The sequence below is a fragment of the Neorhizobium sp. T25_27 genome (assembly GCF_002968565.1).
Taxonomy (GTDB): Bacteria; Pseudomonadota; Alphaproteobacteria; order Rhizobiales; family Rhizobiaceae; genus Neorhizobium; species Neorhizobium tomejilense.
Genome location: NZ_PVBJ01000011.1, coordinates 206,826 through 231,571, shown reverse-complemented (window position 1 = coordinate 231,571; position 24,746 = coordinate 206,826). Strand labels below are relative to the sequence as shown.

30 protein-coding genes are annotated in these 24,746 nt (G+C 62.1%); 10 read left to right on the top strand and 20 right to left on the bottom strand.

The genetic code is table 11. The features are described from left to right. Positions 1-5 precede the first annotated feature (5 nt). Positions 6-725 carry a protein TolQ gene (gene tolQ / locus C5J24_RS26000; protein WP_037076986.1) on the bottom strand — a complete coding sequence of 240 codons (720 nt, stop codon included), beginning with the start codon at positions 723-725 and terminating at the stop codon, positions 6-8. Positions 726-1,073: 348 nt separating this feature from the next. On the opposite strand from tolQ, the gene C5J24_RS25995 reads away from it, so the two are divergent. Next, entirely contained in the window at positions 1,074-1,754 is a 681-nt protein-coding gene (locus C5J24_RS25995) for a lysozyme inhibitor LprI family protein (protein WP_105422019.1), read from the top strand. 7 nt (positions 1,755-1,761) lie between these two features. Here the strand turns inward: C5J24_RS25995 and ybgC are convergent, their stop codons facing one another. Continuing rightward, complete coding sequence (ybgC, locus tag C5J24_RS25990) at positions 1,762-2,229, bottom strand: tol-pal system-associated acyl-CoA thioesterase (protein ID WP_105422017.1); 468 nt, start codon at positions 2,227-2,229, stop codon at positions 1,762-1,764. Positions 2,230-2,351: 122 nt separating this feature from the next. Here ybgC and C5J24_RS25985 point away from each other — a divergent pair, with 122 nt between their 5' ends. The 3 genes from C5J24_RS25985 to C5J24_RS25975 are packed head-to-tail and all read left to right on the top strand — an operon-like array spanning position 2,352 to position 5,282. Continuing rightward, entirely contained in the window at positions 2,352-3,572 is a 1,221-nt protein-coding gene (locus C5J24_RS25985; protein WP_105422015.1) for an NAD-dependent epimerase/dehydratase family protein, read from the top strand. A gap of 13 nt (positions 3,573-3,585) precedes the next feature. After that, positions 3,586-4,398: a glycosyltransferase gene (locus C5J24_RS25980; protein WP_105422013.1), complete on the top strand. Its 813-nt coding sequence runs from the start codon at positions 3,586-3,588 to the stop codon at positions 4,396-4,398. Next, entirely contained in the window at positions 4,395-5,282 is an 888-nt protein-coding gene (locus C5J24_RS25975) for an NAD(P)-dependent oxidoreductase (RefSeq protein ID WP_105422011.1), read from the top strand. The genes C5J24_RS25980 and C5J24_RS25975 overlap by 4 nt, the downstream gene beginning before the upstream one ends. On the opposite strand, the gene C5J24_RS25970 is transcribed toward C5J24_RS25975, so the two are convergent. From C5J24_RS25970 to ruvC, 11 genes are all read right to left on the bottom strand, one after another. Continuing rightward, positions 5,266-5,631 carry a hypothetical protein gene (locus C5J24_RS25970; protein WP_105400246.1) on the bottom strand — a complete coding sequence of 122 codons (366 nt, stop codon included), beginning with the start codon at positions 5,629-5,631 and terminating at the stop codon, positions 5,266-5,268. The genes C5J24_RS25975 and C5J24_RS25970 overlap by 17 nt on opposite strands. Next, on the bottom strand, positions 5,624-5,845 hold the full coding sequence (locus C5J24_RS25965) for a DUF2945 domain-containing protein (RefSeq protein ID WP_046666782.1): 222 nt from the start codon (positions 5,843-5,845) through the stop codon (positions 5,624-5,626). Before C5J24_RS25965 ends, C5J24_RS25970 begins: the two co-directional genes overlap by 8 nt. Before the next feature lie 150 nt (positions 5,846-5,995). After that, positions 5,996-6,505, bottom strand: coding sequence for an NUDIX hydrolase (locus C5J24_RS25960; RefSeq protein ID WP_105422009.1), 510 nt, complete (start codon positions 6,503-6,505; stop codon positions 5,996-5,998). 5 nt (positions 6,506-6,510) lie between these two features. Beyond that, a complete protein-coding gene (locus C5J24_RS25955; protein WP_105422007.1) occupies positions 6,511-7,410 on the bottom strand; it encodes a metallophosphoesterase in 900 nt (299 codons plus the stop codon). Next, entirely contained in the window at positions 7,411-8,451 is a 1,041-nt protein-coding gene (gene ruvB / locus C5J24_RS25950; protein WP_038589315.1) for a Holliday junction branch migration DNA helicase RuvB, read from the bottom strand. Continuing rightward, positions 8,448-8,807, bottom strand: a complete 360-nt coding sequence (locus C5J24_RS25945) for a PIN domain-containing protein (protein ID WP_172724146.1) — start codon at positions 8,805-8,807, stop codon at positions 8,448-8,450. Before C5J24_RS25945 ends, ruvB begins: the two co-directional genes overlap by 4 nt. After that, on the bottom strand, positions 8,770-9,105 hold the full coding sequence (locus tag C5J24_RS25940; RefSeq protein ID WP_172724145.1) for an AbrB/MazE/SpoVT family DNA-binding domain-containing protein: 336 nt from the start codon (positions 9,103-9,105) through the stop codon (positions 8,770-8,772). The genes C5J24_RS25945 and C5J24_RS25940 overlap by 38 nt, the downstream gene beginning before the upstream one ends. A 57-nt stretch (positions 9,106-9,162) precedes the next feature. After that, on the bottom strand, positions 9,163-9,780 hold the full coding sequence (gene ruvA, locus C5J24_RS25935) for a Holliday junction branch migration protein RuvA (RefSeq protein WP_105422002.1): 618 nt from the start codon (positions 9,778-9,780) through the stop codon (positions 9,163-9,165). Positions 9,781-9,792: 12 nt separating this feature from the next. Then, positions 9,793-10,209: a type II toxin-antitoxin system VapC family toxin gene (locus tag C5J24_RS25930; protein ID WP_105422000.1), complete on the bottom strand. Its 417-nt coding sequence runs from the start codon at positions 10,207-10,209 to the stop codon at positions 9,793-9,795. After that, positions 10,190-10,450: an AbrB/MazE/SpoVT family DNA-binding domain-containing protein gene (locus C5J24_RS25925; protein WP_105421999.1), complete on the bottom strand. Its 261-nt coding sequence runs from the start codon at positions 10,448-10,450 to the stop codon at positions 10,190-10,192. Before C5J24_RS25925 ends, C5J24_RS25930 begins: the two co-directional genes overlap by 20 nt. Before the next feature lie 55 nt (positions 10,451-10,505). After that, the gene (ruvC, locus tag C5J24_RS25920; RefSeq protein ID WP_105400888.1) at positions 10,506-11,015 is read right to left on the bottom strand and encodes a crossover junction endodeoxyribonuclease RuvC; all 510 of its coding nucleotides are present in this window, start codon (positions 11,013-11,015) and stop codon (positions 10,506-10,508) included. A 190-nt stretch (positions 11,016-11,205) separates the two neighbouring features. On the opposite strand from ruvC, the gene C5J24_RS25915 reads away from it, so the two are divergent. Next, positions 11,206-12,618 carry a methyl-accepting chemotaxis protein gene (locus C5J24_RS25915; protein ID WP_105421997.1) on the top strand — a complete coding sequence of 471 codons (1,413 nt, stop codon included), beginning with the start codon at positions 11,206-11,208 and terminating at the stop codon, positions 12,616-12,618. Positions 12,619-12,747: 129 nt separating this feature from the next. Continuing rightward, positions 12,748-13,749, top strand: a complete 1,002-nt coding sequence (locus C5J24_RS25910) for an LLM class flavin-dependent oxidoreductase (protein ID WP_105421995.1) — start codon at positions 12,748-12,750, stop codon at positions 13,747-13,749. 58 nt (positions 13,750-13,807) lie between these two features. Here the strand turns inward: C5J24_RS25910 and C5J24_RS25905 are convergent, their stop codons facing one another. Then, positions 13,808-14,554, bottom strand: coding sequence for a YebC/PmpR family DNA-binding transcriptional regulator (locus C5J24_RS25905; protein WP_105400236.1), 747 nt, complete (start codon positions 14,552-14,554; stop codon positions 13,808-13,810). 191 nt (positions 14,555-14,745) lie between these two features. Here C5J24_RS25905 and C5J24_RS25900 point away from each other — a divergent pair, with 191 nt between their 5' ends. Continuing rightward, on the top strand, positions 14,746-15,258 hold the full coding sequence (locus tag C5J24_RS25900) for a pyridoxamine 5'-phosphate oxidase family protein (RefSeq protein ID WP_105400235.1): 513 nt from the start codon (positions 14,746-14,748) through the stop codon (positions 15,256-15,258). A 24-nt stretch (positions 15,259-15,282) separates the two neighbouring features. Here C5J24_RS25900 and C5J24_RS25895 read toward each other — a convergent pair whose 3' ends face one another. Continuing rightward, the gene (locus C5J24_RS25895) at positions 15,283-16,128 is read right to left on the bottom strand and encodes an MBL fold metallo-hydrolase (protein WP_105400234.1); all 846 of its coding nucleotides are present in this window, start codon (positions 16,126-16,128) and stop codon (positions 15,283-15,285) included. A gap of 200 nt (positions 16,129-16,328) precedes the next feature. Between C5J24_RS25895 and C5J24_RS25890 the strand changes: the two genes are divergently transcribed. Then, a complete protein-coding gene (locus C5J24_RS25890; protein WP_105421993.1) occupies positions 16,329-17,060 on the top strand; it encodes a dienelactone hydrolase family protein in 732 nt (243 codons plus the stop codon). A gap of 120 nt (positions 17,061-17,180) precedes the next feature. Here C5J24_RS25890 and C5J24_RS25885 read toward each other — a convergent pair whose 3' ends face one another. Continuing rightward, entirely contained in the window at positions 17,181-19,115 is a 1,935-nt protein-coding gene (locus C5J24_RS25885; protein ID WP_105421991.1) for a DEAD/DEAH box helicase, read from the bottom strand. Between the two features lie 204 nt (positions 19,116-19,319). Here C5J24_RS25885 and C5J24_RS25880 point away from each other — a divergent pair, with 204 nt between their 5' ends. Both C5J24_RS25880 and C5J24_RS25875 read left to right on the top strand, forming a co-directional pair. Next, positions 19,320-19,922: a hypothetical protein gene (locus tag C5J24_RS25880; RefSeq protein ID WP_105421989.1), complete on the top strand. Its 603-nt coding sequence runs from the start codon at positions 19,320-19,322 to the stop codon at positions 19,920-19,922. 314 nt (positions 19,923-20,236) lie between these two features. Continuing rightward, positions 20,237-20,668 (top strand): type II toxin-antitoxin system VapC family toxin, encoded by a 432-nt coding sequence (locus tag C5J24_RS25875; RefSeq protein WP_172724144.1) that lies wholly within the window; start codon positions 20,237-20,239, stop codon positions 20,666-20,668. 58 nt (positions 20,669-20,726) lie between these two features. Here C5J24_RS25875 and C5J24_RS25870 read toward each other — a convergent pair whose 3' ends face one another. From C5J24_RS25870 to C5J24_RS25855, 4 genes are all read right to left on the bottom strand, one after another. Further along, positions 20,727-21,551 carry a TIGR00282 family metallophosphoesterase gene (locus tag C5J24_RS25870; RefSeq protein WP_105400231.1) on the bottom strand — a complete coding sequence of 275 codons (825 nt, stop codon included), beginning with the start codon at positions 21,549-21,551 and terminating at the stop codon, positions 20,727-20,729. A 2-nt stretch (positions 21,552-21,553) separates the two neighbouring features. Beyond that, positions 21,554-22,156: a 5-formyltetrahydrofolate cyclo-ligase gene (locus C5J24_RS25865; RefSeq protein ID WP_105421985.1), complete on the bottom strand. Its 603-nt coding sequence runs from the start codon at positions 22,154-22,156 to the stop codon at positions 21,554-21,556. After that, entirely contained in the window at positions 22,153-23,436 is a 1,284-nt protein-coding gene (locus C5J24_RS25860) for a hemolysin family protein (RefSeq protein ID WP_105400887.1), read from the bottom strand. Before C5J24_RS25860 ends, C5J24_RS25865 begins: the two co-directional genes overlap by 4 nt. Before the next feature lie 279 nt (positions 23,437-23,715). Further along, positions 23,716-24,744, bottom strand: coding sequence for a sensor histidine kinase (locus tag C5J24_RS25855; protein WP_105421983.1), 1,029 nt, complete (start codon positions 24,742-24,744; stop codon positions 23,716-23,718). Positions 24,745-24,746: the final 2 nt, after the last annotated feature.

Genomic DNA, 24,746 nt, shown 5'->3' with positions numbered 1-24,746 from the left:
GCTTTTTACTGCGCCGCCTGGCGCGGCTGCAGCTTCTCGTCGATCTGGCGCGACAGGATGGCGGAGAATTCGTCCGCAAAACCTTCCATGCGGCCAGAGAGCTTGCCGGCGTCGGCGGTGAACTTGTTGTAGGCGATGACCGCCGGAATAGCGGCGACCAGGCCGATCGCGGTGGCGAGCAGCGCTTCGGCGATACCCGGTGCGACGACGGCGAGATTGGTGGACTTCGACCCGGCGATCGCCTGGAACGATGTCATGATGCCGACGACCGTGCCGAACAGACCGATGAACGGACCGGCCGAGCCGATCGTCGCCAGCGACCCAAGGCGCGCCTCATAGGTTTCCGCTTCACGCGACATGGTGACGTCCATCGCCCGGTCGATACGCATCTGCAGGCCGATCGGCGAACGCGCGCCGCGCTCGAAGCTCTTCTTCCACTCGCGCATGGCGGCGACGAAAATCGCGGCAAGACCGGTGTTCGTCCGTTCCGACAGGGTACGGTAAAGTTCTTCCAGCGACTGGCCGGACCAGAAGACCTGCTCGAACTGGTCGAACTGGCGCTTGGCCTTGCCGAAGCTGATATACTTGTCGATCACGATCGCCCAGGTCCAGATCGATGCGCCGATGAGACCTATCATCACCAGCTTGACGACCAGACCGGCCTGCATGAACAGCGACCAGAGGCTCACTTCGCTCGCCGCTGCCGCCAAACCTACCTGTTCCATCTACTATCCCCGAATCCAAACGCCCGGCTTTAAGGACCGGGCGGTTCAAAAGCGCTCTCGCGAGTATATCTTTGACCGCTGGATGCGCTTAGCCCTAACCCCAAGATACCCTGAGCTTCAAGCTTGGCTTCTCGCTTTCAATTTTGGTCAAAGGAAGGCGTGCGTTGCACAAATTCCTCATGTCTCAGTAAGACACCATTATCGTTAACGAAAGGTTTAGGCGGACCTTGCAATCGCCAGTTCCCAGATCACTTGAAGTTGGAACAAGGAAAGCCGGCAACTTCCAACTTAGTTTTTTCTCATTCACGGGTTATGACACTGTCAGAATCGGATTCTCGGGGACACACCATGTGGCGCGCAGTGTTGATAGCCTTGACGATGTTGATCGCGGTGCCGGCCCATGCCGCCTCGTTCGACTGCAAGGGCGTCCCCTCGCCCGATGAACTGATAGTCTGCAACGATCCTCTCCTTTCGGCGCTGGATACGCAGCTTCCGCGGGTCCAGGAAAAGGCCGAACGGGAGAAAAGGGCGGAGACCCGCCAGGTTCTGCGCGACTTCACGAGCGACCGATCATCCTGCGGCTCCAACCGGTCCTGCGTTCTGAGCACGTATATTGCGGTCCTTGGAGAACTCGGCGGCGCCAAGAGCATTCCCGCGGATATTACTGCCAGCACGATCGCGGGCGGGCGGGCCAAGCCCTCCCCGACATTGCCCGCGAAGATCGGCCAATGCTCCGTCACCAACGTCACCGAGGTCCATCCGCGGGTCGGCCAGGACCCCATCAAGGACGAGGATTACGACGCCGGAACCGGCATCGAATATGCCAATGAGGGTTATCAGGTTTCCTATGCCCGCGAGGAGGCGCTGATTGCCTCCAAGCCCGGCGACAAGGTGACCATGTGCCTGATTGCCATTCCCAAACGCTGCCCGGCGGGCGACGACCGGGGCCGCGAGTATTTCGTCACCAACGCCCGCACCGGGCAGAGCTGGGCAATGGCCGATTCGCAGCATGCCTGTGGTGGCCCATAGATCCCGTCTAGACCGAATTGACCTGCTCGGCCGGGCGCCCGAGAAACTTTTCCGCCACGCTCTCCGGCAGCCGACGCGGACGCCCGTGCCTGTTGATGACGGCGATCACCACTTTCGCGGCGATCAGCAGAGTTTCGCCGCGGCGGATCTCCTGGTTGAGCACCATCTTGGCGCCGCCCGCCTTTTCCGTCACGGTCTGGATGATCAGGATGTCGTCCATACGGGCCGGCTGCTTGAAGTCGATCTCCATCCGGTGGACGACGAAGACCAGCCCTTCTTCGTCGGCGGAAAGCAACGCGCTCTGTTCGCAACCGAGGCAACGCAGATAGTCGGTACGGCCGCGCTCCAGGAAATGCAGATATCGGGCGTGGTAGACGAGGCCGGAAAAATCCGTGTCTTCATAATAGACGCGCTGGGCCAGCCGATGGCCACCTTCCATCAATTCGCCCGATAACAAAAAATTGTGTTCCTTCATGGCCTTGCCTTGGAAATTCCCTCTACTCCACTGGATAAGCGCGCAATGCCGCCCCAGTTTTGACGTGCTGTCACATATCCTCCCTATCAGGAAATAAGTCGAAAACCAGCGGAGAGTAACTCATGAAGATTGCAGTCCTGGGCGGCGACGGCTTCGTCGGCTGGCCGACATCGCTTCACCTGTCCGACGCCGGCCACGAGATCCACATCCTCGACAACCTCTCCCGCCGCTGGATCGATACGGAGCTTGGCGTCCAGTCGCTGACGCCGATGGACAGCATCCAGGAACGCACCCGAATCTGGCATGCCGAGACCGGACGCCGCATTCATTTCCATCTGATCGACCTCGCCAGGGACTACGAACTCCTGAAGGGCTGGCTTTCAAAGAACCGCCCGGACGCCATCATCCACTTCGCCGAACAGCGGGCCGCGCCCTATTCGATGAAGAGCGACCGGCACAAGAACTACACCGTCAGCAACAATGTAAACGCCACCCATAACCTCTTGAATGCGCTGGTCGAACTCGATCTCGACGCGCATCTCGTGCATCTCGGCACGATGGGCGTCTACGGCTATTCGACGGTCGGAGCGGCGATCCCGGAAGGCTACCTCCCGGTCGGCATCCAAACCGCCGACGGCCGCACCGTTTCCCAGGAAATTCTCTATCCGAGCAATCCCGGCTCGATCTATCACATGACCAAATGCCTCGATCAGCAACTCTTCCAGTTCTACGCGAAGAACGACGGATTGCGGATCACCGACCTGCACCAGGGCATCGTCTGGGGCACCCATACCGAACAGACCCGCCGGCACGCGCAATTGATCAATAGATTCGACTATGACGGGGATTACGGGACGGTCTTGAATCGTTTTCTCATCCAGGCGGCGATCGGTTACCCGCTCACCGTCCACGGCACCGGCGGCCAGACCCGCGCCTTCATCCACATCCAGGATTCGGTCCGCTGCATCGAGATCGCGCTGAACAACCCGCCCGCCCGCAGCAGCCGCGTCGAGATCTTCAACCAGATGACCGAGACCCACCGGGTGCGCGATCTGGCCGAGATGATCGCCCGGATGAGCGGCTCCAAGATTGCCTGGCTGCCCAACCCGCGCAAGGAAGCGCCCGAAAACGAGCTGGTGGTGAAGAACGAAAAATTCCTCGGCCTCGGTCTCGAACCGACGACGCTCGGCGAAGGACTGCTCGGAGAGATCGTCGACGTTGCGAAGAAATACGCCTACCGCGTTGACAGATCACGCGTTCCGGCCGTCTCCGCCTGGACCAGGGACATCGCCGCGAAGGTGGAACATGACCCGGAGGGTGTGAGGTTGAAGTCGGTGTCGTGAGCGGGACACCTTCATGACCAACGCCTTCGTTACCCTGGTCACCAATGCCGACTATGCCATGGGCGCAACCGCGCTGGCCCGCTCCATCCGCCGCACCGGCACTGAGGCCGATATCGTCGTCCTCCATACCGGCGGCGTCGAGCGCCCCGCCCTCGCCCCGCTCGAAGCTCTCGGTTGCCGACTGGTCGAGGTCGAACATCTGTCCCTCTCCGAAGCCTTCAACGAACGGCATGCGCGAAAAAACCTGCATGGCGCCGCCCCCTTCACAAAAGGCCGCAAGCCGGATTTCCACACGCCGCTCGACAATTTCTGCAAGCTTCGGCTCTGGCAGCTCACCGACTACGAAACCTGCATCTTCATCGACGCCGACGCGCTGGTGCTGAAGCCGATCGACAAGCTGTTTTCCTATCCGGAATTTTCCGCAGCCCCGAACGTCTATGAAAACCTCTCGGACTTCCACCGCCTGAACTCCGGCGTCTTCGTCGCCAAACCTTCCGCGGAGACATTTGACAGGATGCTTGCGGCGCTCGACCAGCCGAACGCCTTCTGGCGGCGGACGGACCAGACGTTTCTGGAGAGCTTCTTTCCCGACTGGCAAGGCCTGCCGGTCTTCATGAACATGCTGCAATATGTCTGGTTCAACATGCCCGATCTCTGGAATTGGGAAAGCATCGGCGTGCTGCATTACCAGTATGAGAAGCCGTGGGAGAAGGATCACCCGAAGGCCGACCGGCTGCGGCCGCTGATCGACCTCTGGCATGCCTTTTACGGGGATCGCGAAATCCCCGCCCTCTCCAGCCTGCCGAAACCGGGAGAGACGCCATGAAGGTGCTGATATCGGGCGGAACGGGCCTGGTCGGCCGCTACATCGTCGAGGGCCTGCTTGATGCCGGATATCAGGTGATTGTCGGAGGGCGCAGCCCGCCGACGCCTGGCTTCTTTTCCAAACCTGTCGAGTTCGCACCCCTTTCGCTCGATCCCGCCCTCGACCAGATCGAAGCTTTCGACGAGGCCTATTTTTTCGTCCATGCTGCCTTCGACCATTTGCCCGGAAAATATCGCGGCGGCGAAGGCGATGATCCCGATCGTTTCCGCCGGCTGAACCTCGACGGCACCGTCAAGCTGTTCGAGACCGCCAGGAAGGCCGGCACCCGCCGGGCGGTCTTCCTCTCGAGCAGGGCCGTCTATGACGGACAACCGACCGGAACGGTGCTTCACGAAGACCTGCCTTTGAAGCCGGACGGGCTCTACGGCGAGATCAAACTCTGGGCCGAGGGAGCACTGGCGGAGCTCTCGGCCCCCGGCTTTGCCACCTCGTCTCTCCGGCTCACCGGCGTCTACGGCAATCTGCGCCCCAATAAATGGGACGCTCTCTTTGCGGATTACCTGGCGGGCCGGCCGGTTCCGCCGCGTGCGGGAACGGAGACACATGGTCGCGATGTCGCCGCCGCCGTTCGTCTCATGCTGGAAACAGAGACCGGCAAGATCGCCGGCCAGGTGTTCAATGCTTCGGACATACTGACCGATACCCGCGAAATCCTCGGCCACCTGCCGGGGTCCCATCACAACCTGCCACCGTCGGCCGATCGCAGCGCTGTCAACGTCATGTCGACGGACAAACTGAAGGCGCTCGGCTGGCAGCCGGGCGGCGCGCCGCTCTTGCGGCAGACGATCGCGGATCTTGTGGCCGCTCTCAATGCGACTGCGTGAACCGCCGCATCTTTGCTTCGTTCTTTGCCTTTTCGATCGCCTTCTTGTGCTCCTCGGCCCATTTCTGGCCCGCATCGCCGCCCCAGAGCAGCCAGGCGATGTAACCGGTCGACGGATTTTCGTCGTCGCCAAAATTCTCGGCACGCTTGTCCGCCTTGTGGCGGGAAAAATAGCTCACCATCCGCCGCACCGTCTTTTCCGAGATCAACTTGCGGTTCTTGAGGTCCCGGGCTCGCGCTACCCCGACCATCGTGCCGCCGCGGCGATGCTGGGAGCGGAGCTTCAAGCCTTTTTCAGCGGCCTGCGCCACTTCGGCGGGCGGGACGTGATCGGGGATCTCGTTATCCATGGGTCTTCCTCAGCTCGGACTCACTCTTGAGAACGCGGTCGCCGTCTTCCTGGCGGATGAGGAACGCGGGCTCATCGGCATCCGCCTTGCGCTTGATCGTCTTGCCCTTGATCTTGCGCTCCACGTCGCTGGTGAATTTCCGGGCGACCTTGCCGTTGGCCTTGGATCGCCCCCAGGTCCACGCGACCTCGTTCCCGATCTCGATCTTCTGCATGTCGTTCTCCTTTCCGGGGAGAAACGGCAAGCGACGCGCAGATGTTCCAGCCGGAATGCGGGCGGGCGGAACGGGCACGTCGGCCTCCGCCAGCCGACGATCGCTGGAGGCGAGCGCTGAAGTCCTGCCGAATGCGGAAAAAGATCGAACTTAGGATTTCAGGTCGAGGTCGCCGTCGCGCCAGACGAGGTGGCGCGGACTGACCGGCAGGTTCTCGATCTCCTCGGCGATGAAGTAGGGCGGGATGTCGAGCGCCCGCAGCGCCGCGGTCGTCGCCGGGACCCATTTGAATTCCAGATCGTGTTCGTCCCTGATCCGATGGACGATGTCCGTCGGATGAAAGGGAAAGGTCTCCGGAATGTCCATTAGGTAATAATAACCGAGTTCGTGCCAGTCGCGGTCTTCGTAATGGAAGAAGTTCTCGACCGACCAGAGCAGCCGGCGAACGCTCACCTCGGCACCGATTTCCTCGACCATCTCCCGTCTGAGTGTCTCTTCCGATGTCTCGCCGATCTCCGCCCGCCCGCCCGGAAAGGTCCAGAAGGCCTCGTCCACGGCGCGATGCACCAGCACATAACCGTCCCGGAACCCAAGCCCGGCAATCCGCATCTGGAAGATACGCTTGCTCTTGGTCTTGATACGGATGCGAGTGCGCGCCATGCGGTTTACCCCAGTTCAATCACGACGATTTCCGGCCTCGAGCCTACTCTCACCGGCAGGATGGAACAGCCGAGGCCCCGGGACACGATGAGATCACGCTCCCCCTCACGATAATGTCCGGCCGGATAACGCCGCGAGCCCTGCGATGCGGCGGCGGGCCGCCAGCCCAGGATATTGATCTGGCCGCCATGGGTATGACCCGAAAGCGTCAGGCTGACCCTCTCGCTCACCTGCGGAAATATGTCCGGCTCATGTGCCATGAGCAGTACCGGCGAGTCATCGTCAATCTGCGCGAGCGTTCCCGGAAGATCGTCGATGCCCCTCATCATCGTCCGCTTGAAGTCTTTGCCGGGGCGCAGAGCCATCTGGTCGCCGAGGCCCGCAAGCCAGAACGAGTGGCCGTCTTTCTCCAGCCTGACGGCCTCGTTGATGTAGGTCGGTATTCCAACCGCCCTCAGTGCAGCCGCCGCGATATTCTCGGCGAGGGGATCTCTCTGGAAGCGAAGATCCTCCCAATGGTCGTGATTGCCGAGCACTGCATGAACGCCGAGCGGCGCTTTCAGCACCGAGAACACCTGCGACCAATCCGCCGACGGGATATGCTCGGTCGCCAGGTTCATTCCCGACACGTAATCGCCGAGCAGCAGGATGACATCCCCGTTCAGCGCATTGGCCGCCGAACAGATCGACCCGATCCGGTCGAGGCTCATCCAGGGCTCGCAGGCGTGGATATCCGCAAGGACGACAACGCGCAGCTTCAATCCCGGCGTCCATCGCCTGGGCGTGACGGCATATTGCGTCAGCCGCGGCCGTGCCATCACCTCCACGAAGGGATAGGCGGCCAGAGCGAGCAGGGTCGCAACTCCTCCGGCGAAGGCCTTGAGCAAAGTCCGCCTTGTGAGCACTCAGTCGTCCTCGAGATTCATCCGGAATTGCGCGGCCTCGAGATCCTTCGGCGGCTGCATTCCCAGATGTTTCCACGCGTTTGCGGTCAAAACGCGGCCCCGCGGCGTGCGCTGGATGAAACCCTGCTGGATCATGTAGGGTTCGATGATGTCTTCGATCGCATCGCGCGGTTCCGACAGGCCGGCGGCGATGGTTTCGATACCGACCGGTCCGCCGCCGAAATTGACGGCGATCATGTTGAGATAGCGTTTGTCGAGCTGGTCCAGGCCCATATTGTCGACCAGCAGCCGGGTCAGCGCCTCGTCGGCGATCTCCTTCGTCACCGCCTCGGCCTTCGCTACTTCGGCGAAATCGCGCACCCGGCGCAAGAGCCGCCCGGCGATGCGTGGCGTGCCGCGGGCGCGGCGGGCGATCTCGCGGGCGCCTGCATCGGTCATCGAAAGGCTCATCAGCCGCGCACCGCGCCGGACGATCAGTTCCAACTCATCGACCGTATAGAAGGACAGCCGGATGGGAATGCCGAACCGGTCGCGCAGCGGCGTGGTGAGCAGACCGGCCCGGGTGGTGGCGGCAACCAGCGTGAACTTCGACAGATCGATCTTCACCGACCGCGCCGACGGGCCTTCGCCGATGATCAGGTCGAGCTGGAAATCTTCCATCGCCGGATAGAGGATTTCCTCGACCGCCGGGTTGAGCCGGTGGATTTCATCGATGAAGAGCACGTCCCGCTCCTCGAGATTGGTGAGCAGGGCCGCAAGGTCGCCTGCCTTGGCGATGACCGGGCCGGATGTCGAGCGGAAATTGACGCCGAGTTCCTTGGCCATGATCTGCGCCAGCGTCGTCTTGCCAAGCCCCGGCGGGCCGACGAACAGCACGTGGTCCAGCGCCTCGCCGCGGTTCTTCGCCGCCTCGATGAACACCTTCAGGTTGGCGCGCGCCTCCGCCTGGCCGGTGAACTCGTCCAGCGACTGCGGGCGCAGCGTCGTATCCAGGTCTTCGCCCCGCTTTTCCGGCGTTATCAGGCGGGCGGGCTCACTCATGCGAGAAGTTCCATTCCAGGTATATATCGTGCGGCAGTTTTGTCGAAAGTCACCGTTTTTGAACAGCCAATTCTCTTTGCGAGCTCGGCGATCATATAGTCGGCAACGTCAAACTTCCCGAAACCATCGGCCAAGAACATGGTCTCTATGAAATCCGAATCCTCGAAGACAAGCTCTCGGCTTTCCAATAGTCCACGAAACAGAGACGCAATCTCCTGGTTCTTGTAGCCGTAACGTTTCCGCATCACCCAACATGCTTCGGCGAAAACGAAGAGCGAAATATAAGCCGGATTTTCTGCCGATCTCGAACGGAAGAACTCAACTGCGCTTTCGTACTGTTTCAGATCGTCCGTCATCAGAAATCTGAGGAGCACGTTTGTATCGATGCCAATCACGCATGATCCTCCGATCATCATCTGCAGCCGCTTCCGCCGCGGCTTCGCTCATTTCTTCGATGGTCAAACGGACGCCGTTGGGAGCATGGCCGAGAATACCCGCAAACTCCATGACGCTCCGCGTCTTGGCCCTTAATTTGACTTCACCATTTTCAATGATGAAGTCCATTTGATCACCCGGACTAAGGTTGAGATACTTTCTGATTTCAATTGGGATTGTCGTCTGACCTTTAGAGGTCAATTTTGCGCCATAGCCCATGAGCACCTCCATTCCTTACTTTTTATTTTAGTAAGGATCATAGAAAATTGCAAGGAATCACCGAGCCAGTTCCTTCAGCCCCAGCCGTATGAGCCTGGCGCTATCGCCCCCCTCGCCGCCGTTCTTGAGCGCCGCCGCAACCGCGTTCGCGGCTTGGTCCCGCGAATAGCCGAGATTGGTGAGCGCCGAGACGGCATCGGCGACCGGTGCAGCGGCCACGCCCTCGCCAAGCTCCTGCTTGAGGCCGATATTGCCCGAAGCCTCGCCGGCAAAGGCGGGCGCCTTGTTCTTGAGTTCGGTCACGATACGCACCGCGACCTTCGGCCCGACGCCGGGCGCACGCGAGACCGTCGTCTTGTCCTGAAGGGCGATCGCGTTGGCAAGCTCGGAGGGTGTCAGGGTCGAGAGCACCGCGAGCGCCACCTTGGCGCCGACGCCCTGCACGCTCTGCAGCAAGTTGAAACATTCCCGCTCCAGCGCGCTCAGGAAGCCGAAAAGCTTGAATTGATCCTCGCGGACATAGGTCTCTATGAAGAGGACCACCGCTTCGCCGATCGACCCCATCTTCGACAGCACCCGCGACGAGCAGAAGACCTCGTAACAGACGCCATGAACGTCGACGAGCACATAGTCGTCGCCGATCTCGTCGATAGTGCCTTTGAGCTTGCCGATCATGAAAGATATCCGTCAGGGATGGGTTTCGGGGGAGATGATATCGAGCGAAGGAAAATAGGCGCGATAACGGGCTGCATCACGGGTGAGGAGACGATGAGAACGGACCGCGGCATGGGCGCCGATCAGGAAATCAGGCAGGGTTCGCTCACGAAGTCCGCCGGACCTGCGGCAGGAAAAATGCGCCTTACCCGCCTGAAATGCCGCATCATAAGACAAGGTCTCGCGCTTCATACCGAGCCAGCCGAATGCCAGCGTTATCTCAAGCTCACTCAGAGGCGATGCCGACAGTTCCGACCAGATGACCGGATTGAGGATAAGCTCGCCCTCTTCCGCGCATCGTTTCAATGCACCGAGCGACCAGGTCCGCGCCGGAGTGGCAGGCCCAAGCATATCGATCAGCACATTCGTATCAACGACGGTCGAGGTCATCGCGCGGTCCCCGAAGCCAGTCGATGTACTCATCGGTCGTCATGCCGCCGAGATCCCAAGTGCCTTTGACGCTGTCCGCCCATTCTTCGAAGCTCTTGTAGTCCTGCTTGCTGTCGTCGAGCCTGACAAGCCTCACGCCGTCATCAGACACGATAAAATCCACTTCCGAACCCGGGCCGATCTTCAATCGGTCGCGGATTTCTTTGGGGATCGTAACCTGGCCTTTTTCGGTGACGCGCATGGTAATACCTCTGAGGTATTACTTATCGACCGGACTAGAACAAGTCAAGAACAAACTAGCCGGCGAGCGCGGCGCGCATCCGCTGGCCGCCGCGGTTATGGGCGTGGCAGATGGCGATTGCCAGCGCGTCCGCGGCGTCGTTGCCCTTGAACTCCGCCTTCGGCATCAGGATCTTCAGCATCATGTGGATCTGCTGCTTTTCGCCGTGGCCGACGCCGATCACCGCCTTCTTGACGGCGTTCGGCGCATATTCGGCGACGGGCAGCCCGGCCCGTGCCGGCACCAGCATGACGACCCCCCTCGCCTGGCCGAGCTTCAGCGTGGCGACCGCATCCTTGTTGACGAAGGTCTGCTCCACGGCCGCCTCGTGCGGCTGGTAGGCATGCACCACTTCTGCCAGTCCATCATGCAATTGGCAGAGGCGCGAGGCGAGGTCCATGTCACCGTCGGAAGTTACGGTACCCGAGGCGACGAATTTCAGGCTGTTACCGAGCGTCTCGATAATGCCCCAGCCGGTGCGTCGGAGCCCCGGATCGATGCCGATGATACGAATCGTGCCTGTCATGCCATACCCTATCCTGATGCCCCAATCAGTGCCACGAGAATGTGAACAAACCGAAAACACAAACGAGAGACCGTTTACCCTCCGGTAACCATATCGGGAAGGTTTGCCCCCTTTCGGGTCGCCGGTCGGCAACGCCCCTGCGCCTCGCGCGTTGCAAATCGCGGCTTGGACGCAATGTGAGGAGGCAGCCATGATAGGCAGACATCATTCCCTATCCGTCAAGGTGATCGGGCTTGTGCTGGCGCAGAATGGGATTCTCGCGGGGCTCCTCTTTTACGTCGCCGACGAGCTGACGCCTTTCGAGATGCTGGGCATCGCCGCGTCGCTGATAACGCTGACCCTCGTCACCATTTCCCTTGCCGGTGCACTGATCAATCCGTTGCGCGCCATCGCGGGAACGGTCTCGGAGGTCGCCGCCGGCAAGACGGCGGTGCCACGCGAACATCTGGCCCGCACCGATGAAATCGGCTCGATCTCCCGGGCGCTGGAGCAGCTTTGCCGCAATCATCTCACCCGGCTCGTCAAGGACGAAGAGGCGCGCGAGCGGCAGGAGGCGGCGGCGGCGCAAGCTCGCATGCGCGATCTTGAGGCCGCCGGAGAGGAGGCGCGCGACCTGAGGACAGTGGTCGAAGCGCTTGACGGAGGCCTGCGACGCCTGGCGGTCGGCGATCTGACCGTCCGGATCGATATGCCGTTCCCCGACAGGTACGAGGGCCTGCGGGCGGATTTCAACCATGCCCTGACGATCCTGGAAGACGTGCTCGGCATGATCGGCAGCTGCGCCCACGGCCTCCACACGGACTGCGCCGAGGCTCGCGACGAATTGACGAAAACCGCCGAGGCCGGTGGCCGGCTGACGGCAACCATCGCCAAGACAGCCGCGGATGTTGGCAAGCTTGCCGAGACGCTGAGGGTGCGAAAGATCCAGGCCCAGCACGCGGCCGAGATCGCCAACAATGCCCGGCTCGACATGCGCCCGCCGAAGGAGATGATAGAAGCCGCAACGGTGGCGATGGAGGCGATCCGTAAGGCGTCGCTCAGAATCGAGCCCGCCACCGCGACGATCCGCGAGATCGCCTTCCAGGCCAATATGCTCGCCCTCAATGCCGGCCTCGAAGCGACCCGTTCCAGCGAGGCCGAGACCGACTTCAAGACCGTGGCGGAGGAAATCCGCGGACTTGCCGAGCGGGCCGCCGAGGTGGCCAAGGAAATCTCCGGCCTGTCCCGAAGGTCGGCGGAAGCGGCCGAACTCGGCGGCAAGTCTGTCGAGAAGGCCGGCGGGGAACTGGACGCGATGACGATCTACGCGGATGCCTTGCACGATCACGTAGCGGCACTCGCGGCAAGCTCGGGCCAGGAGATCGAAGCGGTCGCAGCCGTCAGGACCACGATGACGACGCTTGCCAAGGCGAGCCGCGACCAGATCGGCGTGCTGGATACGCTGACGGCAAAGCTCGGCCGCATGAACCGCGATATCGGCGCGATCGACCATCATGCAGGGCGCTTCACGCCCGTCACGATCCTCCACGCGGGAGGAGTGGCGGTACCGGAGAGCCTCAAACCCGCAAAACCTGGTTCGCACCTGCGGCTGGTCAAGTCGTGATGTCGGGCGCTCCGCTGCGCGCCTTTTTCGGGCGCTTCTTTTTCTGTTGGCCGCAGGGTCGTATTCCTGGACGAGACTGCCTAGATAAGTGGAACACCCTGTCAGTTATTCCGCCTTCAGGACGCGCCGATGATCCCCTTTTCCATTCTCGATCTTTCACCCGTCGGTGAAGGTTATTCCGTGAGCGATGCGCTCGACCAGTCCCGCCGCCTAGCGATCAAGGCCGAGGAGCAGGGCTACAAACGCGTCTGGCTTGCCGAGCACCATGGCATGCCGGGCATCGCCAGCGCCGCAACCGCGATCGTCATCGCCCATGTGGGCGCCGCCACCAAGACCATCCGCGTCGGCTCCGGCGGCATCATGCTGCCCAACCATTCCCCTCTCGTCATCGCCGAACAGTTCGGCACGCTGGAAGCGCTGTTGCCCGGCCGCGTCGATCTCGGCCTTGGCCGGGCGCCCGGAACCGACATGCGTACCGCGAGCGCCCTTCGCCGCAATCTCGATGCCGGCGCCGAAAGTTTTCCGCACGACATTCTGGAACTGCAGCGCCTGCTCGGCACGCCGGAAAAGGACCAGAGCCTGCTCGCCGTCCCGGGCATGGATGCGCATGTGCCGATCTGGCTGCTCGGGTCGAGCGTCTACAGCGCCCATCTCGCCGCCGCCCTCGGCCTGCCCTATGCGTTTGCCTCGCATTTCGCGCCTGACATGCTGATGGAAGCGATCTCGATCTATCGCGACCGTTTTAAGCCGTCTCTTCAACTCGACAGGCCCTACATGATGGTCGGCGTCATGGGCGTCGCGGCGGAAACCGATGCCGAAGCTGAGCGCGCCTTCACCTCGTCGCAGCAGCAGTTCGTCAATCTGCGCAAGAACGTCCGCACCCGGTTCCCGAAGCCCGTCGACAGCATGGAAGGTTTCTGGACGCCGATGGAGAAGATGAACGTCGAGCGCACGCTGCGTTACGCAGCGGTCGGCTCCGTTGCGACGGTCGAGGCAAAGCTCAGGGATTTCCTGGGAGAAACCGGCGCCGACGAATTGATCATCTCGATGCCGATCCACGATGTCGATGCACGACTGCGCTCGGTCGAATTGTTCGCCACGTTGCCGATGATGGAAAAAGTTCGAGCCTGAAACAAAGGCGGGCTGGTCATGCCAGCCCGCTCCGTAAAATTGGGAGGTCGATAACCGATCAGGCCGAAAGCTTGGCCATGACCTCTTCGGAAACCTCGAAGTTCGAATAGACGCTCTGCACGTCGTCGTCGTCTTCCAGGTTGTCGATGAGCTTCAGCAGCGACTGCGCCTTCTCCTCGTCCACCTCGATCGTGTTCTGCGGCCGCCAGATCACCTTGACCGTTTCGGCCTGGCCGAGCGTCGCTTCGAGCGCCTTGGACACTTCGCCGAGGCTTTCGAAAGCGCAGATGATCGTGTGGCCGTCCTCGTCGGTGGTCACGTCGTCGGCACCGGCCTCGATCGCCGCTTCCATTACCTTGTCCGCATCGCCGACGCTCGCCTTGTAGGTGATTTCGCCGACATGGTCGAAGGAGAAGGAAACCGAGCCGGTTTCGCCGAGCACGCCGCCGGCCTTGGTGAAGATCGAGCGGACGTTGGAGGCCGTGCGGTTGCGGTTGTCGGTCAGCGCCTCGACGATGACGGCGGTGCCACCTGGGCCATAACCCTCGTAGCGAACGGAATCGTAGTTTTCCGCATCCGCGCCGGCAGCCTTCTTGATCGCCCGGTCGATATTGTCCTTCGGCATCGACTGCGCCTTGGCGTTCTGGATCGCCAGGCGCAGTGCTGCGTTCATGGTCGGATCGGGCAGACCGGTCTTGGCGGCGACGGTGATTTCGCGCGCAAGCTTGGAAAACATCTTCGACCGGATCGAATCCTGCTTGCCCTTGCGGTGCATGATGTTTTTGAACTGTGAATGGCCAGCCATGGCACCCCTGACACTTTAGCTTGTTCTGGAACTCGTTCTGGAATGGCGCCTTATAATTTCGAAGCCTGAGCCGTTCAAGGGCATTCCAGGGCAAGGCGAGGCTTTTCCTGATGCCGCCCCGCCGACAAGGCCAGGAACAAAGCCAAAGCCTTGCCGTTTGTTCACCGAGACGAACAACAAGGAGACAATCGATGGCAAGCCTTACCGAAGCCCGCGAAGCACCCGAACGCCAGCTCTGGGACGAGATCAACAACATCCATGCCGGCATGCTCGGGATCGAGGGGTCGCATATGCATTTCCAGCCGATGGCGCCGAATGCCGATCCGAAATCGAGCACGATCTGGTTTTTCACCAAGGCCGACACGGACTTGGTACGCGCCATTCGCGCCGGCAGCCGTGCCCATTTCTGCGTCGTCGGCAAGAACCACGATTACCACGCCTGCCTCTCCGGCACGCTGGAAATCCGTAACGACCGCGCCAAGATCGACGAATACTGGAGCGCCGTGACCTCGGCCTGGTACGAGCGCGGCAAGGAAGACCCATTGCTGACCCTGCTCGCCTTCCGGGTCGACGACGCGGAAATCTGGGCTTCCACCGACAGCACTTTGAAATTCGGCTGGGAAATCGCCAAGGCCAATCTGAAGGACGAGAAGATGCCGGATGTCGGCGTCAAGCAGCACCTCGCCTTCCCGCAATTCCACTGAACGGGAATAAGGCCGCGGGGGCAATTACAGCCCCTGCGGCACCAGTATCGTCGGCTTTTTCGGCAGGCTGCGCATCGATACCCGGATCGTCGGCTCCTTGGCATAGGCGATGTCGAACTTGGCGTCGAACATGGCGATGAAATTATCGAGCGGCGGTCCCCAGCGATGCATCGGCAGGATGAGCGACGAGCGCAACCGCTGCACGACCCGGCTCATGCTGTCCGCCCCCATCGTCAGGCCGCCGTCGACCGGCACCATCAGGATGTCGAGGCGGCCGATCTCCGTGTACTGCGCCTCGTTCAGCTCGAAATGCAGGTGGCCGAGATGGCCGATGCAGAGGCCCGCGACCTCGAAGATGAAGATCGAATTGCCGTTTTCCTCGATGCCGCCGCCCCAGTTGCGGATATCCGACACGACGTTGCGGACATAGACATCCCCCACCATGACGCGATGCTGCGCCTTTTCGCCCGGGACATCGCTCCAGCCGTGCAGGACGTGCTTTATTCCGGGGTCGGGGCTGAGCGTGTAGTGGGTGGAATGAGCCTTGTTCATGGTCGCGACATCCGGCAGCCGCGACGGCCGGTAGGCGCCGCTATAGTCGGTGGCGATGCCGATCCCTTCAGGCGTTTCAATAAAATAGGTGGAATGGCCGACAAAGGTGATCTTCACCTCTTCCCTCTCGGCCAGCGCCAGGTTCCTCCTCGCCTGAACGAACTGCAGGTCGGAGGGGCTGAAGCTTGCGAAGGTGACGCCGGGCAGCTTTTGCGCGATCGCCTGGCATTGGCTGATGGGCAGGCCGTCCTGGGCGAGCGCTGCGACAGCGGACAGGAGGAGGCCGGAAAGACCGAGTGCGAGAGCCCGTAGCATCATGCTGATCCCAAAGAACTGCGTTCATGCTCATTCCCGGCGAAAACATGCGGCAATGCGAAAGGCCGGTCCAGCCGCAATCGCCGCGGCCGGTCTCACAATTCTGTCATTGGCGGAGGTCATGGAGTTGATCATTGAAAAGCCGCGGCAACGCCCCGACATAAGCTCGCCGGCGTCCGGTCGGAAGAGCGAGAGGATATTTCATGAAGCATGACATTGAGATCAAGACCAAGGACGGTACGGCCAAGGCCGCCGTCATCAAGCCTGCGAACGGCGCTGCAACGGACAAGGGCGTCATCCTCTACATGGATGCCTTCGGCCCGCGCGAGGCGCTCTACCGGATGGGCCAGCGCATCGCCGATGCCGGTTATACCGCGCTCGTTCCGGACCTATTCTACCGCTCGGGCGCCTACGGCCCGTTCGATGCGAAGACGGCCTTCAGCGAAGAAGCCACCAGGACGCAGCTGATGGGCCTGATGCGCGCCAACTCCCAACCGCTCACCGCCGAGGACGGAGAAGCCTTCATCCAAGCGTTGACCTCCGAAGGCGCCACCGGCGCACTCGGCGCCGTCGGTTATTGCATGGGTGGCGGCCGGGCGATCACCGCCGCAGCCCGTTATCCGGAGCGCATCAAGGCGGCCGCCAGCTTCCATGGCGGCAATCTCGCAAGCGACGCCGAAGACAGCCCGCACAGGCTGGCGGACCGGATCAAGGCGCGCGTCTATGTCGGCGTCGCCGGCGTCGACAACAGCTTTCCGCCGGAGCAGTCGGCCCGGCTCGCCGAAGCGTTTCGCACCGGCGGCGTCGACCATATCGTCGAGAACTATGTCGGCATGGCACATGGCTGGACGGTGCCGGACCACAGCATCTACGACAAGGACGGTTCCGAGCGCCACTTCAAGCGCCTGCTGACGCTGTTCGAAGAGACCCTCTGAAACGAACCTTCCAAAACGACAAAGGGGCGGCTTCGGGCCGCCCCTTATCTCATTGAACGTCCAGCATTCCGGCCGGTGACGCAGCATCACCCCAAACAGGGTTTGCCGCGGCGTCCAGCTTTACTTCCGGCGCTCGAAATTGCTGCTGTTGGCCAGTTTCGGCTTGTCCTTCTTCTTGAAAGGCTTTTCGTCTTTCTTGAAGGGCTGGGCATCCTTGCGGAACGGCTTCGCATCCTTGGCGAAGGGCTTTCCGTCGCGTGCCTCGGCTGCCTTGGGGCCGCCAGGGCCAGCCGCGTTGGAGGTGTTCTTCCTCGGCTTGCCCTTCGCCCAGTCGTCGCCACGAGGCTCCTTCGGACGGTCGTCATAGGGCTTCTTGGCATAGGGCTTGGCCGGCGCGGGACGGCTGAGGTCTGGGGCGCTGGTCAGTCGGGTGACGCGAATGCCGCGCTCCAGCGCCTTGTCCTTGCCGACCGCCTGCATGAAGGCGTCGGCGTGATCGGCGGCGATCTCGACGAAGGTCTCGTCCTGCTGCATCTTGATCGCGCCGATCTCCCGCTTGGTGACGTTGCCGTTGCGGCAGAGCATCGGGATCAGCCAGCGCGGCTCGGCATTCTGCTTGCGGCCGACCGACAGCGAGAACCATACGGCGGGGCCGAACTCGTCGCGCGACGGGCGCGGGGTCATCGGGAAGTCACCTTCGCCGCCGGCGCGCTCGCGCGGCTTGCGGGTATCCTGCTGCACGGAGATTTCGATCAGATCCTCCGGCGCCGAATATTTGGTGCGGTAGAGACTGACGAACGCGGCAGCCAGCTTTTCCGCGCCATGGCTCTCGACCAGCTTGGCGACGAGATCCTGCTCTTCCTCGCGCGGATTTTCGCTGAAGATCGGATCGGCCAGCAGACGCTCGTCGTCGCGCCGCATGACCTCTTCGGCAGACGGCGGACGAGCCCAGGTGGCGGAAATGCCCGCGCCCCCGAGCAGGCGCTCGGCCTTGCGGCGGGCATTGACCGGCACGATCAGAGCGCTGATGCCCTTGCGTCCGGCACGTCCGGTGCGGCCGCTGCGGTGAAGCAGCGTTTCCGGATTGGTCGGCAGGTCGGCATGGATGACGAGGTCGAGGCCCGGCAGGTCGATGCCGCGGGCGGCGACGTCGGTGGCGATGCAGACGCGGGCACGGCCATCGCGCATCGCCTGCAGCGCATGGGTCCGCTCGTTCTGCGTCAGCTCGCCGGAGAGGGCCACGACGGCGAAATTGCGGTTGTTGAACCGCGCCGTCAGATGGTTGACGGCAGCGCGGGTCGAGCAGAACACGATCGCGTTGGTCGACTCGTAATAACGAAGCACGTTGATGATCGCATTTTCGCGGTCGGCCGATGCCACAGTGAGCGCGCGATATTCGATATCGACATGCTGCTTTTCCTCGGCAGAGGTGGCGATGCGGACCGCTTCACGCTGGTAGCTCTTGGCAAGCTTGGCGATCGCGGCCGGAACGGTTGCCGAGAACATCAGCGTGCGGCGGTCGTCGGGCGCCGATTCCAGGATGAATTCCAGGTCCTCGCGGAAACCGAGATCGAGCATCTCGTCCGCCTCGTCGAGCACGGCGACCTTGAGGGCCGACATGTCGAGCGCGTTGCGGCGGATATGGTCACAGAGCCGGCCGGGCGTGCCGACGACGATATGGGCGCCGCGCTCAAGCGCGCGCCGTTCGCTGCGGATGTCCATGCCGCCGACGCAGCTGGTGATGACCGCGCCGGTCATCTCGTAAAGCCATTCCAGCTCGCGGGTGACCTGCATCGCCAGTTCGCGGGTGGGCGCAATGACGAGCGCCAAAGGCTGCCGCGCCGGGCCGAACTTTTCCGCGTCGCCGAGCAATGTCGGGGCGATCGCAAGGCCGAAGGCAACGGTCTTGCCCGAGCCGGTCTGCGCCGAAACCAGCGCATCGGAATGGATGAGAGCCGGGTCGAGCATGGATTTCTGGACGGGGGTCAGCGTTACATAGCCCCGTTTCGCCAACGCCTTGGCGATCGCCGGGACGGCGCCGTTGTAATCGGTCATCTAAATCTGTCTTTCGGATTTTCGCGCTCAAAGCGCTGTGGCTGCAACACTCGCAGCCGAACTTGCGCCGTTCCTACTTATTTGCAGGGCAAATGTCAAAGAGCATGTCAGCGCGAGGCCCCGATCAAGGCCGCTATTGACGCCATAAGCTTAATATCTGACGTAAATCCGCCGTTGGCGGGGAAGATCCAAGAGGAGAAGGCCATGTCGGGCATTTTGGAAAAGCAGGCCGAACTGCAAGCGCAGGCGGATGCGATCGTCAGCGCCCTCGGCCTCGAGGATGCCTTGCGTCTGGCCGGAAATCCGGTGCGGGTCGGAAGCTCGGCGCTCGGCCTCATGGTCCGCCGCGATATCGACATCACTGTGGTCTGCGAAAGGCTCGACCCAGCCGCCCGCCGAACCGTCGCCGAGATCGCCGGCGAACTGATGCTCGACAGCCGCATCGGCGCCGTGCGCTACCGCAACGACAGCGGCCTCTGGAACGTCGAACCGCAAAACTACCCGGACGGCCTCTATCTTGGCCTCACCTACCGGACGGACACGGGCGAAGACTGGAATCTCGACATCTGGTTCATCGACGAACCGGACCGCCAGCCCGACCTGAAACATCTGAAGACGCTGCTGCCCCGCTTGACCGACGAGACGCGGAAAACGATCCTCGTCATCAAGGCCGACCTCGCCGCAACCGCGCCGAAAGGCGGCAAGCCTGCCCCGAGCGCACTGGTGTATGAAGCGGTGCTCGATGGAGAGGTAACAACAACTGCTGAGTTCGAAGAATGGCTTTTGCGCCAGCAGAACCTTAGCTGAAGGTTTGAAGCGTGATGCAGTCTCCCTTCAGTGCAATCAGGCCTCCGATCAACACCTCTACTGGACTCGCACTAGCGACGATTTCGCGCTATATAAAGGGCTATGGCAAAGGCAGAACTCAAACGAGAATCGACTGGCAGGTGGGTGGTACGCGATTCACACAGCGGTCGCTTTGTCGAAGTGCGCGGTGCTGATTCAATGAAGTCGTCGCAGCTGCCTATAAAGAAGAGCGTCGACCTTACAAAGCCAATTGCTGAACAAGCCCTCGAAGGCAACTCGTCCAAGTCGCGCAAGCCCTCCGTGAAGAACTGATCTTGCCGGGCGCGCTGCTCGATACCCACACCTTTTACTGGCTGGTCACAGCTGTCGAGACGCTGTCGGAAGAAGCTCTCATCGCGATCGCCGACAACCAAGCGGCGGGAACGCTTTATGTGTCGCCAATTACGGCCTGGGAGTTGACGATCGCTTCGCGCAAGCCAGCACACAGAGACCCGCCAAATCTCGACGCGAAGTCGCCGTCCAAATGGTTTTCGAGGGCGGTCGCGGCTACAGGGACGAAAATTATTCCAATCAGACAACGGATCGCCTGCGAAGCAGCGGCTGTTGTGATGGATACCGGGCATAAGGACCCAGGAGATTGCTACCTGATCGCCACCGCACGGATTAAGAAAATCCCCATCATAACCCGCGATGCCGTCATGCTGGATTTCGCCTCACCCGAGTATCTCGAAGTGATTGTGTGCTGACATTTTCGGGCATATGCCGCGCGTTCTGAAGATACCCGACTTCCGTAGTCCGCGCCTGTCACCGCCAGAACGACGGTATCGTCTCCGCAAGCCGCGGCCCGATCCGGAGCGGCTCGATCTTTTCCGCAAGCCCGGTCGTATCGGAAATCTCGATGCCGAGGCCGCAGATCGTCGCGGGTCCGGTCGCCGCCTCGAAACGGCCCTTCGGCATTTTCGAGATGAAGCGGTTGAGTGGTTCTTCCTTGTCCATGCCGAGCGAACTATCGTAGTCGCCGCACATGCCGGCATCCGACATGTAGCCGGTGCCGCCGTTGAGGATCTGGCAGTCGGCCGTCGGCACATGCGTGTGGGTGCCGACCACGAGGCTGGCGCGGCCGTCGACGAAATGCCCGAAGCACTGCTTTTCGCTGGTCGCTTCCGCGTGGAAGTCGAAGATGACCGCGTCCGCCTGTTCCTTCAGGGGGGCTGCCGCGAGGATCGTCTCGGCGCTCTTGAAGGGATCGTCGAGTTCGGGATGCATGAACACCCGCCCCATGATGTTGGCGACCAGAATGCGCGCGCCATTGCGGGCGTAAAAAATGCCGGATCCCTTGCCCGGCGTGCCGGCGGGATAGTTGGCGGGCCGCAGGAACTGCTCGTGGCGACCGGCAAAGCTGACGGCCTCCTTCTGGTCCCAGACATGGTTGCCGGTCGTCACAACGTCGGCGCCGGCATTGATCGTCTCGAGAAAGATATCCTCGGTAATGCCGAAACCGCCCGCGGCGTTCTCGCCGTTGACGATGACAAAATCGAGCTTCAGGTCGGCGACGAGGCCGGGCAGCTTTTCCCACACCGCCACGCGGCCGGTCTTGCCCACCATGTCACCCAGGAACAAAAGGCGCATTCTTATCCAATCTGTGCGCGGCCCATGTCTTCGAAGGGCCGGTAACCGCTCTCCGTCAGGACAGCGTCAAGTCTGATATCGTGAGGTTCAACGGGAACTGATGCCACTTCCTGGCAGTCGAAGGCAATCCCGATCAGCTTCGGGTTCAGGCCTTTTTGCTGCAGGCGGTGGATCGCCCGGTCGTAATAACCGCCGCCATAACCGATCCGGTGCCCTCCGGCATCGAAGGCCGACAGCGGCACCAACATCACCTGCGGCTCGAGTTCCGCCGCATCCGCGCCCGGGCCGAACGTGCCGAACACGCCCGGCACCAGTTCGGCACCGCGCACCAGTTCGCGGAAGACGATCGTCTTCTTGTCGAGAATGACGGGCACGCAGAGCCGCGCGCTGCGGTCCCTGAGATGCGCCATCAGCGGCCGCACATCGACTTCCGAGCGGATCGGCAGGAAGCCCGAAACGATGGCGCCGGCGTCGAGGCTGATCGCCTCGGCCCCATGCGACGCGATGGCTAGGCTCTTCTCGATGCGCTCGACCGGCGGGATGGCATCCCGCTCGGCAAGCCGCGCGGCACGAAGCTCCGCCTTGGTCTTCAGGACGTCCGTCATACCTTGTCCGACCGCCTGACCAACAGCTTGTCGATGCGGCGGCCGTCGAGGTCGATGACCTCGAAGGTCCAGCCGTTCTTGGTGAAACTCTCGCCGAGTTCCGGCAGGCGCTTCATCTCGTCGAGCACGAAGCCCGCGACCGTTTCGTAGCCGGGATCGTCGCCGAGCGAAAAACCCATCTGGTCGGAGAACTCGTCGACCGGCATCCAGCCGGCGATCAGGAAGGAACCGTCGTCGCGCGCAACGATCGCAGGTTCTTCGTCCTCTTCCTCCTGGAAGACGCCGGTGATCGCCTCGAGGATGTCGCCTGAGGTGATGATGCCTTCGAAATGGCCGTATTCGTCATAGACCAGCACCATATGGGCCGGCGCCTTGCGCAGCGCCTGGATGACGTCGAGCGCGCCTGTCAGGTCGGAGACGACGGGCGCCTCGCGCATGACGCCGCGGATATCCAGCATCTTGCCGCCGGCAATGAAATCATAGGCGTCCTTGACGAACAGCGTGCCGAGGATCTCGTCCGAACTGCCGTTGCGGATCGGCAGGCGAGAGCGCTGGGTGGCACGCAGCTGCTCGCGGATCTCATCCGAATTGTCTTCGATGTCGATGACCTCGACGTCCCGGCGCGGGGTCATCAGGCCGCGGGCGGTGCGGTCGGCGAGCCGCATGACGCCGGAGATCATCGCGGATTCTTCCGTCTCGATCACGCCGGCGCTCTGGGCTTCGGCAAGCACGGTACGGATTTCCTCGTCGGTGACGCGATCGCCCTGCTCGCCCCGCTGGCCGAGCACGGTCAGAACCAGCCGGCCGGAGACATCGAGGAACCAGACGATCGGGGCGCCGACGGTGGCAAGCATCTTCATGGCGGGCGCGACACGGGCAGCAACCGCTTCCGGCGCCCGCAGTGCGATCTGCTTCGGCACCAGTTCGCCGACGATCAGCGACAGATAGGTGATGAAAACGACGACGGTGCCGACGCCCAGCCAGTCGGCCAGGTTGTCGGCCATGCCCTGCGCTTCAAGCCAGGTGGTCAGCCGGGCGCCGAGCGTGGCGCCGGAGAACGCGCCGGAGAGCACGCCGACCAGCGTGATGCCGATCTGGACGGAGGAAAGGAAGCGGCCGGGATCTTCCGCGAGCCGTATGGCTGTCGCCGCGCCACGGTTGCCCTGCTCCGCCATGATCCGGAGCCGCACGGGGCGGGAGGAGACGACGGCAAGTTCCGACATCGCGAGGACACCGTTCAAAACGGTGAGGGCGATGACGATGAGTATTTCGGTTAACAAGAGAATCTCTTTGATTGGAACAATATGCCTGCACGCGAAACGAATGTGCCGCTCCGAAGAACGGCCCGCATCCATACGACGGCGCCAGAGGCGCCTCGTCGCGACGTCTCACGCACAGTTCGGAAAACCGGGACCGGTTCTCGGAGCTATGCACCTCACGCGCATCCCGGAAATCATAGGGTCGCCATGCGGGCATTGCAATGGTTGGAACAAAATGAAGGGCCACAACCGTGGCAGAAACGGCACGGCCACTTCGTGCCAACCTAACTGAAGGGTGGCCTACTGAAGGCTGACCGTCAGTTCGGCGCGGGTGCCGGAAGAGGAAGGCACGTAGTGGATCGTCGAGCCGAGCGTCGCGGCCATGGATTTGACGATGCGGCTGCCGAGCCCGGTGCCCTTGGGCGTGTCGCCCTCGCGCCAACCGATACCGTCGTCCTCGACGGCGAGAAGCGCGCTGCCCTCGTCCCGGCGTTTGAGAAGCACCCGCACTTCACCCTCGGTGCCGGCCGGATAGGCGTATTTGAGCGCGTTGGTGAGCAGCTCCGTGACGATCATGCCGACCGAGACGGCGCGGTCTGAGGTCAACGACAACGGTTCGGCATCGAGGCGGATCGACGGACCCTGGTCGTCGTTGACGGAGCCCTGTACCTCGCGCACCAGCGTGCCCAGATATTTGTCCATCTCCACATGCCGGACGTCGTCGGACGTGTAGAGGCTGCGATGCATGCCGGCGATCGCGCTGATGCGCGCCTGCGTCTCCGAAAGGGCCGCCTTGACGTCGTCGCTCTTGCTGCTGGAAACCTGCAGGCGGATGAGTGCCGCGACCAGCGCCAGGCTGTTGGCGACGCGGTGGTTCACCTCGGCGAGCAGAACCTCGGCGCGTTCCTTGCCGAGGCGGATCTCCTGCTCGGCCTTTTCCTGGGCTCGCCGCAATTCGGCATTGGCGATCCCTTGCGCGATCGCGCTCTCCATCAGCGGCCAGAATTCCTCGCCGACCGTCTTGATGACATAGTCGGAGGCGCCGTTCTTCAGCGCGTCGATGGCGATCGTCGCGTCGCTGGAACCGGTGACGTAGATCACGGGGATGGCCGAGCCCCGGTCTTTCAGCTTGTGCAGGATGTCGAGCCCGGTTTCGGTCCTCAGATAGTGGTCGAGGACGATCGCGTCGATACCGCCTTTTTCGACCGCTTCCATCGCGGATGCCGCGTTGACGGCATGGACGACCTCGTAACCGGCCCGCGCGAAGTGCCGTTCCGCCAATCTGGCAAGCGCGAGATCGTCATCGACATAAAGTATGGTTTGCGGCATCG